This is a genomic window from Dyadobacter sp. SRI_021, from assembly GCF_057586235.1.
This window is the reverse complement of the sequence record NZ_JBYCZM010000002.1, coordinates 258643-273423: the sequence shown is the minus strand read 5'-3', so window position 1 is coordinate 273423 and position 14781 is coordinate 258643. Positions and strand designations below refer to the sequence as shown.

Annotated in this window: 10 protein-coding genes; 2 read left to right on the top strand and 8 right to left on the bottom strand. The window is 51.7% G+C overall.

What is annotated here, in order from left to right; translation table 11 throughout:
* Positions 1-25: 25 nt before the first annotated feature.
* Positions 26-1090 carry a ribosome small subunit-dependent GTPase A gene (gene rsgA, locus AC2YIT_RS06405; RefSeq protein WP_487278643.1) on the top strand — a complete coding sequence of 355 codons (1065 nt, stop codon included), beginning with the start codon at positions 26-28 and terminating at the stop codon, positions 1088-1090.
* Between the two features lie 135 nt (positions 1091-1225).
* Here rsgA and AC2YIT_RS06400 read toward each other — a convergent pair whose 3' ends face one another.
* The 5 genes from AC2YIT_RS06400 to AC2YIT_RS06380 all read right to left on the bottom strand — a co-directional run bounded on the left by AC2YIT_RS06400 (position 1226) and on the right by AC2YIT_RS06380 (position 9191).
* Positions 1226-1627, bottom strand: a complete 402-nt coding sequence (locus AC2YIT_RS06400; protein WP_487278642.1) for a DUF3995 domain-containing protein — start codon at positions 1625-1627, stop codon at positions 1226-1228.
* Positions 1628-1768: 141 nt separating this feature from the next.
* Positions 1769-3553: a RagB/SusD family nutrient uptake outer membrane protein gene (locus tag AC2YIT_RS06395; RefSeq protein WP_487278641.1), complete on the bottom strand. Its 1785-nt coding sequence runs from the start codon at positions 3551-3553 to the stop codon at positions 1769-1771.
* A gap of 19 nt (positions 3554-3572) precedes the next feature.
* Entirely contained in the window at positions 3573-7055 is a 3483-nt protein-coding gene (locus AC2YIT_RS06390) for a TonB-dependent receptor (RefSeq protein WP_487278640.1), read from the bottom strand.
* A 404-nt stretch (positions 7056-7459) separates the two neighbouring features.
* Positions 7460-8446: a FecR family protein gene (locus tag AC2YIT_RS06385; RefSeq protein WP_487278639.1), complete on the bottom strand. Its 987-nt coding sequence runs from the start codon at positions 8444-8446 to the stop codon at positions 7460-7462.
* A 103-nt stretch (positions 8447-8549) separates the two neighbouring features.
* On the bottom strand, positions 8550-9191 hold the full coding sequence (locus AC2YIT_RS06380; protein ID WP_487278638.1) for an RNA polymerase sigma factor: 642 nt from the start codon (positions 9189-9191) through the stop codon (positions 8550-8552).
* Positions 9192-9364: 173 nt separating this feature from the next.
* Between AC2YIT_RS06380 and AC2YIT_RS06375 the strand changes: the two genes are divergently transcribed.
* Complete coding sequence (locus tag AC2YIT_RS06375; RefSeq protein ID WP_487278637.1) at positions 9365-9886, top strand: DinB family protein; 522 nt, start codon at positions 9365-9367, stop codon at positions 9884-9886.
* A gap of 113 nt (positions 9887-9999) precedes the next feature.
* Here the strand turns inward: AC2YIT_RS06375 and AC2YIT_RS06370 are convergent, their stop codons facing one another.
* The 3 genes from AC2YIT_RS06370 to AC2YIT_RS06360 form a co-directional block, all read right to left on the bottom strand.
* Positions 10000-10866, bottom strand: coding sequence for a helix-turn-helix domain-containing protein (locus AC2YIT_RS06370; RefSeq protein ID WP_487278636.1), 867 nt, complete (start codon positions 10864-10866; stop codon positions 10000-10002).
* A gap of 118 nt (positions 10867-10984) precedes the next feature.
* Positions 10985-12217, bottom strand: coding sequence for a DUF4374 domain-containing protein (locus AC2YIT_RS06365; RefSeq protein WP_487278635.1), 1233 nt, complete (start codon positions 12215-12217; stop codon positions 10985-10987).
* A 36-nt stretch (positions 12218-12253) separates the two neighbouring features.
* Positions 12254-14629, bottom strand: a complete 2376-nt coding sequence (locus AC2YIT_RS06360) for a TonB-dependent receptor (RefSeq protein WP_487278634.1) — start codon at positions 14627-14629, stop codon at positions 12254-12256.
* Between the last annotated feature and the right edge of the window lie 152 nt (positions 14630-14781).

Here is a 14781-nt window from a genome sequence, read left to right as displayed (position 1 = left end):
TGCCCGTAGCTCAGACTTTACAATCATGACATCTCTAAATCAATACGGGTGGAATACCCATTTTGAACAACATTTTCATTCTTATCAGGCACAAGGACTCGAAGCGGGCCGCGTTGCGGCCATCGAAGGCTTTCGTCATAAGCTGATCACGGCCAATGGCATAGCCGACGCCATGCTTTCGGGCGCACTCATGAACAGCGCCGACAACTGGGATCTACCCAAAGTAGGCGACTGGGTCGCATTTAAATCCTATGACAATGAGGGAATTATCATTTCCGTGCTACCGCGCCTCAACGAACTGAGCCGAAAACTACCCGGCCGAACCAGCGAGAAGCAGGTGATCGCAACGAATATCGACACCGCATTCATCGTGCAGGGCCTCGACCGCGACTTCAACCCGATGCGTTTGCAGCGCTACATCGTGCAGATTATGCAATGCAACATCCGGCCGGTGGTGCTTCTGAACAAGCAGGATCTCGTCGCCGACCCGGAAAGTTACCGGCAGGAAGTGATCGCATTGGGCTATGATTGCCCGGTGCTGTTGCTCAGCGCGACCGGCCAGGAAGGGCTCCAACAGTGGGCCGGCGAACATTTGCTGCCTGGCCGGACCTATGTGCTTATCGGCTCGTCCGGCGCGGGAAAAAGTACGCTGGTCAATGCATTACTGGGTTACCATTTGCAGGAAGAGGGCGCCGTGAGCGGCTTCAACCAAAAAGGCAGGCACACGACGGTTTCGAGAAACCTCGTGTTGTTGCCATCGGGTGCAATGCTGATCGACTCGCCGGGCATGCGGGAATTTGGCGTTACGCTGGAAACCGACGATCAGGGGATGCATTACCATCCCCTGCTGGCCGCGTTTTCCGCTGAATGCCGGTTCCACGATTGCACGCATGAGCACGAGCCCGGGTGTGCGGTCGTTACGGCCGTGCGCGAGGGCGCGCTCCCGCGGGAGGTGTACGAGAGCTATCTGAAAATCAGTCGGGAGCAAGCGCATTATCAAACCGATTCGATTGAGCGTAAACGCGTTGAACGGCAGTTTGGAAAGATAGCCAGGCAGGTGGCGCAATACCGTAAACAGCGGAAATATTGAGGTAAAGAAAAAGAGGAACTCGCCGCCCCTCTCTTTGCTCAAACTACAATGAAATCATATCCGGAGACCGGACCTTGTTAAAAGGCCCGGTTCTTCGGTTCTCTAATGCCTTTTCTGAAACCACCGAGTGAACGGTCATCCAATGAAGTACGTCAGCAGGCTCGTGAGTACCAGGTACAGGCAAAGAGGAATAAAGATGCGATTATCATTGCGGGCGAATGTTGTGTCCCGAACGCTTTTGGTAACGCCAATATACCTGAAATCGCCCACGACCCTGACGAGGAAGATCAACCCAATAGCCAGAAGGCCATATCTGAATCCCGGCTGACTTCTGTCGTTATACAGATTAACTGCGTTCAATGCACTGAAAAACAGTAATCCGGCAGCTACAACCAGCGTCATACCCGCCCTGGGGACGAAGACTTTACTTCCGCCTGCCGTTTGCGGAAGTACCTGGGTAGCGGCCCATTTCCCGCCAGCGGCCCAATACACGTGCAGCAGGGAAAGTGAAAGGAAAATGATTGTATTTAAAGCCAACAGGAGATTAATAAAGCTGTTATGCATCGGAGCAATGAAATGTTCACATCAAAAGTAGGGTCAGATTTCAAGCATTTAACTTTATAAAGCAAAAAAATGCCCTGACAGCGATTAAAATGCTATCAGGGCTGAACTATGGGTCTAATAACCAGGATTTTGAATAATCTTTTTATTCTGATCCACAACTGGTTGCGGCACCGGGTTCATGTACATTTTCCTGGTAAAAACGTGCGGGTGATTTAAACCCACAACTTCATACACCCATTTGCCTTTGTTATCATTTGGCGAGGTGTTGGTGATTTTCATGCCGTGGAAGTCCTTGTTCATAACGTCCTCGGCAATGACCCAGCGCACGATGTCGTAAAACCGCTTGGCTTCGAAGCATAACTCCACCCTGCGCTCCCGGCGAATGGCTTCACGCATGGTTTCTTTGGTAAGACCGGCCGGAAGTTCAGGCAAGTTGGAGCGTTTGCGGATCGCATTGATGGCCGAGTATACCGACGCATCCGGGCCAACAGCTTCGTTCTGAGCCTCTGCATAATTCAGCAATACCTCCGCGTAACGGTAATACACATAGTTCTGCCCGCTGGCGGCACCCCCGCGCGGCTTCAATGGATTGATCTTCTTTTTAAAATAATAACCCGTATTGCCCACGTCATCGGTGCCGAAGTCGATCTGGTTTTTCGATGGCCTTACCTTGTCGATGCGGGTGTAAATGGTATCGACCTTGGCCATCCAGTCCTGCTTGTAAGGCGCGCCGTCGTAAACGATGAAATCGTAGAAGCGTTTTTCCCGGTTTACGTAAGGATTTTGCGGATCGTAACCGGAAGTCGGATCAGAGATCGGCTTGCCGTTGGCCATCGCAAACTGGTCGACGAGCTCCTGCGTCGGGCAGTAGTTGCCCCAGGTGTAGTACACACCATCGATCCACACGGGGCCGCCATATTGCTCGTAGTTGGAACCCATGATCACCGCTACTACCTGACGGTCCCAGATCACTTCGGAGTTATACTCATTTTTCTCCCACCAGAATGCATTGATATCCGGGAACAACGCATACGTGCCGCCGTATGTATCGATGAACTGTTTGTTCGTAGCCGCAGCCGTTGCCCAGCGTTTCGGGTCGAAATTACCGAAGCCTACGAGCTTGTTCGGGTCAGCGCCGGCGGCAGGCGTAACCGCATTGAATGCCGGGCTCGCCACGTACAGTTCCAGCCAGCCTTTGAGCGCCAGCGCTGCGCCGAGGGTCGCGCGGCCGGCATCCGCATCGCCGTTGTTGTATTTAACGGGCAATGCTTTATTGGCCACAATTTCACCCAGCTCTTTGGTAATAAAATTGAATGTCTCCTCAAATGTAGCGCGCGAGCGGTAAAGCTCGGCCTCCCCCATCGTATTGCGATCGAGTACTTCCGTGATGATCGGCAGGCCGCCGAGGTGCATAAACATTTCGCTGTAATAATAGGCCCGCAAGAACCGCACTTCGTCGATGCGTTTTTTTCGGTAAGCCTCCGAGAAGTTGGCCGGGTTCTCAGTCACTTTCTGGATAAACAGGTTGCATTTGCGGATTTTCAGAAACCCTGCCGCCCATGAAGCATAGTCGGTGGCGTTGCCATTGGCATGGTCCATCGGCGTGCCGTTGTTCACTGCCGGGTCCACAATACCCTGCCGCCAGGAGTAGGATTTCCAGTAGAAGCCCGCGTCGTTGTCGTCGGTAAAGTTATCGAGGTTGTCAGGCGAATTCCATTTATTGGAAAGCGCGGCGTAAATGTCGTTCAGAAACAGGTCGGCATTGCCTTCCGAGGCCCATTGCATGTCGTCGGTCAGGCGGCTTTTGATTTCGTTTTCGAGAAAGTCCTCATTACACGATGTTGTGAAAAAACTCACGCCGAGCATTGCAAATAATAGGGTATGTCTTATGCTTTTCATTGGTTCAAGGTTTTCGAGATCAGAATGTCACATTAAGCCCAAACACGTACACTTTCTGGTTCGGATAAGCCGTTTCGCGGTCGGTGTAGCCTACTTCCGGGTCCATAAATTTCAACTTGCTGAATGTTAGCAGGTTTTGTCCCGATGCGTACACGCGCACATGCTGGATGCCGATAGCGCGCGTGAGGCTCTTGGGCAGCGTGTAGCCGATGATCGCGTTCTTGAGGCGCAAATGGGCCGTGCTCGTCATCCAGAAATCAGATAGCTGCGTATTGTTCGCGTATGGCGCTTGTGTCGCGCGTGGGTAGCGGGCGTCCTGCGTCTGCGGCGTCCAGCGGTTGTCGTAATACTCGTAGCTCGAATTGCTATTGTTGTTATTGAATGGAATGGTCTGGAACTGACGGATGTCGAGGCTTGCGAGCGACGAACCCTGGAAGAAGAGGTTCAGGTCGAAGCCTTTCCAGTCGGCAGTAGCATTCAATCCATAGGTAAGCAGCGGATACACGGGCTTCCCGATCACCACCTCGTCGTTGGAATCGATTTTGCCGTCCGGTACGCCCTGCGGGCCGCTCACATCGACATAGCGAATGTCGCCCGGCCGCAATGCGCCGAACTGCGTTACATTATAGCCGTCGGCCACATTGATCAGGCCATCGTCATTCTTATCATCGTCGGTGGTGAACAATCCGTCGGTTTTATAGCCGAACTGCGTTCCCAGCGCTCGCCCGGTGCGGCTGCGGTTGGGATTATTGCGTGTGGCAGCCGTTTCGAAGACTTTGATCATTTTGTTTTTGGCATAACTCACATTACCGTTGACGCCCAGGCGAAGGTCGTTTTGGAAGCGATAATTGGTACCGAGGCTCAACTCCACCCCGTTGTTTTCCATGATACCGCCGTTTTCATCGGCCAGTGCAAGGCCGTATTCCACCGGCACGCTCACGGCTGGCGGAAGTAGCATTCCGGTACGTTTTTCGTGAAAGTAATCGGCCTCGATCGTCAGCAAACCGCGCCATAGCGATGCTTCCAGACCAATATCGGTTTTAGTGGAAATCTCCCAGGTAATGTTCTTGTTGGCCTCGTTCGGCACTACCGCGCCCTGCACCATCGAGCCGGGGCCGAATGCATAGGCGTTGCCGTTCAGATTATAGCCGGTAAGGTACTGAAACGCCGTACCCGCCAGGTTTCCCGATTTACCCCACGACCCGCGTACTTTCAGGTTATCGATCCAGTTGAAGCCGTTTTTAAGAAAATTTTCCTCGGAAATCACCCAACCTGCCGAAAATGCCGGGAAATATCCCCATCGCTTGCCCGGCGCGAAGTAGTAGTGACCGTCGTACCGTCCCGACGCTTCGAGCAGGTACTTGCCCGCGTACGCATAGCCCACGCGGTACACGTAGCCGATCTGGCTGCCGGTCGAGGAAGTACCGCCGTTATCGAAATCATTTTTATTGGAACTACCCATATTCAGCTCGTCGACGTCCACGGCAAAGTTGTTCCGGCGTGCCGAAAACAGCTCGTAGGTATTGTTGCGGGCCTCCGCCACGACCAAACCGGTGAAATCGTGTTTCCCGAAAGTGTTGTGGTAATTGAGGTAACCCTGGTAAGTAAATGTCTGCGTTTTGATAAACTGCTGCGCCAGCCAGGAGAACGCCGCCGCCCCCCCTTCCGCGGTGGAAATCTCGCGTTTGTAGGTGTAAGGAGTTGTTGTCAGGTCCTGGGTGTAATAATAAAATGGCTTGTGGTAACCCTTCTTGGTGCGCTGAACCGGGTCATAGCTGAATGTACCTTTAACGCTCAGCCCTTTGATGAACGGCAGCTTTTGCTCAATGGCGATGGTCGTCAGCAAAGTGTTATTGGAATTTTTAGTATAACCTGCATTCAAAACCCCTACCGGCGAGTTCCCTGCAAATTCTCCCCATAAACCATTACTGTAATAAAGAGCACGTATCGGAATGTATTTGAATCCATTACGAAACAAATTCCCCGCCGAGACCGCCGTATCCACTGACGATACCCGCTCTACCGAACCGATCAGCGAAAGCGAAACCGTGGTGGTTTTTGTCGCTTCGGCGGTCAGGTTCATATTGTAGCTGTAACGCATGTACTTCACAGGATCGAACATCCCATTCTGTTTTAGAAAACCGAAACCCGTCTGGTACTTGATGCGCTCCGAGCCGCCGCTCAGCTGCAAGGTGTAATTCTGCATCGGCGCATTCATATTCACGAGGTCTTTCGTGTTGCTGATGGGGTATTTGTCGGGGTCTTCCCGGTTCAGGTTCACGTAATTTTCGACCAGATCCGTCGCGAAAGGCAGCTGCGTGCCGGTCGGGTTCTCGTTCAGATAGGCTTCGTTTTTGAGCCGCATATAATCCTGTGCACTGAGCAGTTTGGGATAATAGGTCGGCGTCTGCGAACCGTAGTAAGCGCCAAATGATAACGTTGGCGCGCCTGTGGCGCCTTTTTTAGTGGTGATAAGCAATACCCCGTTCGCACCGCCCAATCCATATGGCGCCACCGCCGCCGCGTCTTTCAGTACGGTCACCGTTTCAATGGAGCTGGGGTCGATCTGGTTGATATTGTCGCGAATAACGCCATCTACCACCACGAGCGGCTTGTTATTCCCGGTGGTACCAATGCCGCGAATGTGAATTTCAGGCGAATCGGAGCCCGGCTGCCCGCCATTCGGGCGCATACTTACCCCCGCCACACGACCGGCAATGGAGCCGGAAACGTTCGGCACCGGGTTCTCCGCAATCTCGCTGCCCTTTACGGCGGCAATTGAACCGGTTAGCGTTGACTTTTTCTGGGTACCGTAGCCGACAACGACAATTTCATCCAATGCTTTGGTATCGAGCTGCAATGCAACGGCGAGGTCGGTACGGTTACCTACGATCACTTCCTGCGAAAGATAGCCCACGAACGAGAAGATCAGCGTCGCATTGTCGTCCGGCACTTCGAGCTGGAACTTGCCTGAAACATCGGTAGTGGTGCCGCGCTGGGTACCTTTCAGGATAATGCTCACACCAGGCAGCGGCTCATTGGTTTCGGGCGAAGTTACTGTGCCTTTGATTGTGCGATCGGCGGCAGCGACTAAATTTCCGGTTGAGCTAACCGCAGGTATTTCACTGGTTTTCTTCGGTGCACGTGAGAGCAAAATCTGGTTGTTGCGCACCCGGTAATTGATATCCAGCGGCAGCAACAGCCGATCGAGCACGGCGAAGAGCTTTTCCTGCCGGGCGTCAATACTCACGGTTTTTTGGAGGTTCACCAAACCGCTGCTATATGCGAACTTCACCTTCGTACCCCGTTCGAGCCGGGTGAGGGCCTCGTTGAGCGTGACATTTTTCAGGTCCAATGTCACATCACGGTTCAGCAGTTCCTGGGCCGGCGAATGGTTCGCCACAGCCACCACCGAGCAAATGCTGATCAATAGTAACTGATAAAAAGTCAGGCGCATGATATGGAGTAGCAATCTATGCCATGGATGAAAAGGTTTTTTCATAATTTTACGGTTGACCGGGTTAAAATTCAGACAATAGTTATCCTGACAAGCCTGCCTTCGGGCGAGCCTGTGAACCGCACGTTCCGGGATGTTTTAGCCGGGCATTTCCATCAGGGGTGTCGTAACCACTCCTGATTTTTTTGTGGCTAAAAGCTGCTGATGAGGGGTAGTTATGTTTTCATGTTGGTTGTTAGGGGTTGATTAATTGTTGGTCATCGTTACAAATCTTGCGGTGCGCTGCACCTACAAATCTTGCGGTGCGCTGCACCTCTACAAATGTTAGGGTGCTTTGCACCTGTCACGCCAAGGTGCAGAGCACCGGAATACTTGTAGATTCATGTTTTAATCATTTTTCAACGGTGCAGCGCACCGACATAATGGTCGATGCCTTACGGCGAAAACATTTATTTACACCCTTGTCCTTTCAGGGTAATGTTATCGCCGTCGATCCGGTAGGTGCTGCCGAGGAGGGTGTCGATCATGTCGAGAATTTCGGGTAAACGTTGATCGGTAAAATCCACTTTTAGGCGGCAATCGGCCAGACCGTCGTCTTCGAAACCGATTTTTACGTGAAATGTCTGCATTAAGCGCTCGGCGACTTCCGCCATCGGCGTTTCATTAAATACCAGCGATGCCGATTGCCAGAGTTCCCTATCCGTCGTTTTTTCCTCCACTTTCTGTACCTCCAAATGCATTGATTTCTGCTCGAAAACCACCTGCTGCTCCGGTTTCAGCACCACGCGACCTTTCATTTGCACATCGCTCACCTCGACACGGCCCGTCGCTACCGATACCTTCACTGTGGCCTCGCCCGGAATCGCCCGCACGTTGAAGCTGGTACCAAGCACCTTCGTTTGCAGATCACCGGTATGGATCACGAATGGCCGCGACGGGTCGCGCTTCACCTCGAAAAAGCCTTCGCCCGAAAACAGCACGTCCCGCTTGTGAAATGAATGCAGTATCCGTAATTCAGCATTCGGATGCAGCCATACCACCGAACTATCGGGCAACTGATAGGGTACAATCTTGTGCTTCACGTTTTTGAATGTGACCCAGCCATTAGTGGCGCCCACACTTTGCTCAACTACGTGGTCAGGCTTTTGATATAAAAAATAAAGAATACCCAAGCCCACGACCAACACCGCCGCAATGCGCCCGATGTAATGCCACAGGCCATACACCGGCGTTGCAGGCTCGTCGCTTTTGCGCAATTCGGAGAGGTATGCTTTGATCCGATTGTACAGCCGATCCTGATCGGCGTCCGTAAAGGGCTCATCGGCCGGTTCGTCAAGCTGTTGGTACCATTCGTTTACCAGGTGGCGCTCTTCGTCCGAGCATTCGTTCGCCAGGTACTTCCTAAGGGTTTCAGGAGATAACGGGGGCCTTTTCATTAGGTGTAATTTTCACACTTATTAATCAACTAATAGTACAGTCATGGAAAAGCGGGAACAACCCTTACTCCAATAGGAATTTTTTTTCAAAAAATTGGATACGTCAAATGATTGGCAGCATGAGCACTGCCAGCGCGATGTAGTCTTTCATTTCCACGCGCAGGATTTTCAGTGCCTTGCTGATGTGTGCCTCCACCGTTTTCTCCGAAATATCCATCTGGCCGGCTATTTCTTTGAGGCTGTACCCCTTGCGGCTGAGTGTGAACACCTCGCGGCATTTCTCTGGCAGTTTAAGCAGCGACTGCTCGTAGAATTCGTTAAGGGTATTGAAATCGAGGTTTTCGGCCGTCACATTGTCTGGCACGAAATCGCCGTCTTCCAGCGCCAGCACCTGCTTGCGCTGCTCCTGATGGTAGTAATTGATAATGCAATGGCGCAGCGTGCCGTTCAGGTATGCCTGGATGTTTTTTTGTATATCAAACTTATGCCGTCCGAGCCAGAACTTCACGAAAGTTTCCTGCACCAGGTCCTCTGCGATCGCCTTCACGCCGGTCTTCCTGATAGCCGTATGCACCAGCAGCCGCACATGCCTGCGATACAACTCCCTGAATGCCAGCTCCTCATCCTGCTCGCACACGAGTGTCATCAAGGCCTGTTCGGAATAGCTGCTGTATGGATGGTTCACGGGCAACGCGGGAATAATCAGTAAAAAACTCAGGAAAATACTCGATAAAGCGGAAGGCATTTACAATTTAATGATATAAATCATAATAATTGTCCATTCGACAAGAAGGCGATGTTCTGCCTTTTTTGTCACCTGTTCTTTATTGCCTACTTTTATTCGTTTCCATCCATTCGGCCCCCTTTCGATTATCCACGGGCTGAATAAAATCCTCACCATCAACCACCAGCTTACCCATGAACACCATCGAGCTCCTCATTCGCCAGAACGCCGACGCCTATGACTGGACCAACAAGCTTATCGAAAACATTCCCTTCGAAAAATGGGAGATCATCCCTGATACGATCGAATCAAGCATCGGCTGGCAGGTCGGACATTTGATTATCAGCCATTATTTCCACTCCATCATGGTCATTCGCGGGCATCAGATGGACGTCCTGCGGCAACTGCCCGTCAAAGATTACAGCGATTACTTCACCGTCGCCCAGGCGGAGCAGTCCGTCGGCAGATTCACGCCCGAAAAGTTGCTCGCCGATTTGAAAGTTATGCAGCAAAAATCCCTCGAAATCCTTGCAACTGTGACAATGGATGAGCTTGAAAACCCATTGGAACCAACTCCAATCCCGCACCCCATCGCCACTAACAAATTTGAAGCCATCGACTGGAATGTAAAGCACACCATGTACCACTGTGGGCAGATCGGGATTTTGCGGAGGATTGTGAGCGAGCGGTTTAATTTTGGGTTAAGGGTTGGGTGAGACGGTATTATGGTTTCTGATATAGACATTTCCCAAAAACATGCATAGAAAAGCGCCGCTTTCTATACATATCTCGAAAACCTATACAGAACCCCACCACTTCCTAGACATATTCACTTTCCCCCATACAATGCCGCCATCTTCCTCCTGAAATCCTCCGGCGCGTACCCCGTTTGTTTCCCGAAAAACCTCGTAAAATAGGCGGGTTCGGAAAAACCGAGCTCATAGCTGATTTCTTTAATCGGTTTGCGTACATAGCCGATTTCGCGCTTGGCTTCGAGGATGAGGCGTTCGTTGATCATCTGGCTGATGGTTTTACCGAAGGAGCTGCGGGTCAGCTCGTTGAGGCGCTTGGCGCTGAGCGATAACTCGTTGGCATAAAATTCGGCTTTGCGCTGTTTTCGGTAATTGGTTTCGATGGATTCCAACAGCATTTGCAGGCGCGGGTCTCGCCACACGGGGTCGCCTGCTTCTTTTTGGAAATCAATACAATGCAGGAACCAGCTCCGGAGATAGGCTTCGAGGATAGCAGGGCGCCTCGCGTCGTCATATTCGGCGCGGATGAGGTCAAGTAAGGCGTTCAGAATGGGTAGACGGCATTCGGGGATGGTTACGGAAAAGTTGGTAGAATATTTGAATAGCTTAAAAATATCGTTGCCAATGAGCCGCTCGAAAAAATCTTTGGAAATAGCCATCAGAAAGCCGCATTTGCCGCGCTGATCCATGCTGTGGACCTGGTCGGGCAGCAGTAGGAAGAGCTGATTGCGGGCGATGGGATACCTGTTGAAATCAATGCAATGCACCTGCCCGGGTTCAAGGTTGGTGAACCACAGCAGTTCATAAAAGTCGTGGCGATGGACGCCGTTGAAGAAATGCGCGTCGCCATCTTCGATTGTAGCCATCGCAAAAAAGGCATCGCCGAGGTCGTGCACGGGAAATTCCGCGCACGACCCGATCGTCTGGCCAGCTATGTAATCCATATTATTTCCCACTTCTTGTTGCGCCTCCAATATCGGCAGCGGACGCAGATCCTGCAAAAACACAAATCCCCGCCGGCCATGTGGTGCGACGGGGTTTGTAGTAGTTCTAAAACCCAAACTATTTGACCTTAACAATGGCGGTAATAGCCCCGCCCTCGACTTTGAGGCCTTGCTTGGCGGTAGCAGTGGCGATATCCACAGTGTACACCCAGCTGCCGGCTTCGGTGTTGATCCCCACAAAGACGCTCTTTTTGTCGTCGCTGACGGTGTTGTTGTTGTAAGAGGCCGACGACGATGCGAAAGTCTCCGGGGCACCGTTTACCCAAGCAAATGTCTGATTGTAAGCATCCGCAATAGCGAGTTTCTTGTTTCCGGATGCCTTGCCCAAATCTCCATACATATAAAGCAGGAACTTGCCGCCGCCCAGGTAGGTCTGGTTAGCAATTTTATAACCACCCGATTTTTCCTGCACATTGAAGAAATAGCTCTGGTCGAACTCGGTAGTGCCTTTTTTAATGCGGATAAATGCCGATGGCTTGGTAGAAGTAGCCACGCCGCTGTTGGTGGCCGACGCAGGGGAAAATGCATACACATCGCCGTTTTCGTCTACCGAAAGGCCGTTATTGAAATAAGAACCGATGAAACTGGTACGGTTATCCTTGATCACCTTGTCGAGCGTCATGGCCGGGTAAGAGAACACGGCAATCCAGCTGCTGTCGGGATTGGCCGTACCGAAAACATCCGGTGCGGCACCTTTAATGCTCATATAGGGCGCGAAAATCTTGTCGCCCACCTGCGTAGCCCACGTGAAGTGCGCACGCTCGCCATTAGCCGCGAGCTTCACGATATTGACCTGGCCCTCACCCACGATTTTGGATTGATCTGCATTAATGCGGAACCACGACGCGCTTTCATTACCGCTTCTCGGAACCTTGATCGTCAGGATATCGTCGCCTGCCGGGGCAAAAACCTGAACAGTTTCACTCTGAAAATCAGAAGTTTTCACCAAACCACCTTTTTCATCCAATGCATAGGTAGTAACGGCTCCCGGATTTCCCTGGCCATACAACAAACTGAAAAACTTGCCCTTATGCGTCAGGTAGTAGCGGTAAGACCCATCCTGCTCGATGCCCTGTCCTACCGTGCTGATAGTCCCCTGTGAAAGGTCGCCGGTGGTAAGCAGGTAATCGGCAACACCTTGTGAGCCGATCGGCGCCGATGCCACCACGTAGCGCGACTGTGTTCCGGCGCCTGGCCCGGGTGCAGGGTCGGTCGTCTCGTCATCGCTGCACGCACCCAGCGCCACGCCTATACCCACTGCGAAAAACCACTTCAAATATGACTTTTTCATTTTCTGATTTTAATTGGATTATTGAATTGTTAAAGATTATTTACTAATGAAATAGCGCAGCTTGGCATAAAAACCGCGACTTGGCTTCTGCAAGCTGAAATTGTCGTACAGCTTCGCATCGAGCAGGTTTTTGCATTCCAGCGAGATGTTATACCGGCCATCGGCCATGACATACACCACGTTTACATCGTGGCTCAGCTGCTGTGGAATATCCAGCTTGTCGCTGCCGAGGCTCGGCCAGTAGAGGTAATAGGCATGCACATAGAGCAGGTTATAGCCGAGCGTAAGCGTGTTGCCTTTCTTACCGAGGTCTTTGAAGAAAACCGCAGCATCCGCGTTCCCGAACAGGAACGGCATGTTGGGGATGCGGTCGCGGTAGAGCGGACTCTCAGTCGTATAGCCCTCCTCGAAACGCGTATTGTTTCGCAGGTTTTGATAGGTGAGATTGGCACCCGCCATGAAAAGCTGGCCGTACGAATAACGCAGCTCTCCGTCGATGCCGAAGTTGGTCACATCGGCCAGGTTATCCATTACCTGCTTAGTCTGATTGGCATTCAGGCGCGGACGGATAAAGCCCTGGGCGTCGCGGTAAAGCACGTTGGCGTCCACACCGAACCGGTGCACGCGGTTGATCGCGCCGTTGTAGCTGAAACCGAGATTGTAGTTGTAGCTCGTCTCAGGGTCTAAATTGATATTGCCTTCCAGGTTCAGGAGGTCGCCGAAGAGCTCGTCAGTTTCGGGCAATCGGTAACTTTTTTCAAATGAACCTTTCAGCTGGAAATTCTGGAATAGGAAATAGGTGGAAGCGATGCCATAACCCAGCTTTTCAAAGCCGTTTTTCTGGACTAGAAAGGCCTCGTCGCCCCAGTTGCCGGTCGGGTTGTAGGAGACGGAGAATTTGTTGTTCTGCGAGAAATGTTTGAGAAACAAAGAAGTGTTCCAACGCTCGTTATAGTCGAATTTATAGCCCAAACCGAGCACATTCTTCCGGTTCACGCGCGGCTGTTCGTACTTGGCCGATTCAGGAAAGAGCTCGTCCTCCCCTTTCCGGTTGAATGTGTTGAATACATTATTAATCGTCACCGAATGGCGGGGATCGATCTGATAGGTCACATTCGCCGTGGCCAGGCCGTTATTGTTCCGGAATTTGTATAGCGACCGTTCCCGTTCGCTGCCATTTCCTTCGTATTGTTTGAACTGCTGAAACCAGTTGTAGCGGCGATACACCGTATCCACATTCTGTTCCTGGCCGAGATTGTAGTTGGCAGAGATATTGACATTCAACCCTTTGACAAACAAATCCTTCTTCTGGTATTTCAAACTTGGCATGACGATGTTGCCCTTGCGGTGCCACTGCCCGAAAACGCTCACCATCCGCGCACCCGTCTGGATTTCGGCTTTGTTTTTACCCAATGTAATCCCCAACAAAAGCCGGTCCGCGAACTTCTTGCCCACCACGCCCACATTCGCGATCATGGTTTCATTATGATAGGTATCGTGGAACCTGCGCAGGCGCTGATTGCGGAAGTACTCGCCGGTATTTACGTCGGCTACATCGACGGTGATCCAATAATTGTTGTCCGAATAATTCTGAAATGCATTCAGCTGTGCGGTAAAGCCATTTTTGGCCGTAAAACCCGCATTGACCGTCGTGCGATGCGTATTGAATGAGCCGTAGGAATAGGAAGCGTCGAGGTAACTGTTCTGACGGGTGTTCGTCACGATATTCACGGCGCCGCCGAGGGCATCCGAACCCAGCCAGATCGGCACCACGCCTTTGTAAACCTCCACGCGCTCTGCGAGGTTAATAGGGATGTTATTCAGTTGAAATGAGGAACCGAAATTATCCATCGGCACGCCGTCGAGGAAGAACTTTACCTGGCGGCCCGTGAAGCCATTCAGCGAGAAGTTCATGTTCGAGCCCACGCCCCCGCTCTCGCGTACACGAACGCCCGATACGCGATCGAGTGCATGGGAAAGGTCGAGGGTGGAATTTTGAAGCTTTTTGGCATCGATGGCCGTCACATTATAAGCCTGCCGGTTGATCTCTTTTGTCTCCGTCCGCCCGATCACCGAGACGGATTCCAGTTCGCGCGTTTCGGAAACCAGTTTGGCATTGTGTTTGAAACGCTCGCCGGCCGTAAGCGTAATGTCTTTCGCTTGCGTTTGATATCCCATAAACGACACCAGCAGCTTGTAGGAACCGGGACGGACGTGTTCGATGGTGTACTTCCCTTCGGCGGTAGTAAAAGTCCCATGCGAAGTCCCTTTCAAGCTCACTGAGGCCCCTGGGAGCGTTTCCCCATCTTCCGACCTGATCTGCCCGTGGAGGGTAACATCCGCTTGCTGGGCAAAGGCGACGAACGACAAGGCACAAAGCAGCCCTGTATGCAGAATTTTGCTAACTTGCATTGCTTTAAATGTTACAACGTTTTAAGTATTGCGCTCCGGCGCAGCCAAACGGGTGGGCACTATTTTATTAATAAATAGACTTATTCTAAATAACACCGCAAAAGTAGTTACCGGGCGACAGTTACGCTTATACAATCTGCTGGTTTAGCTGG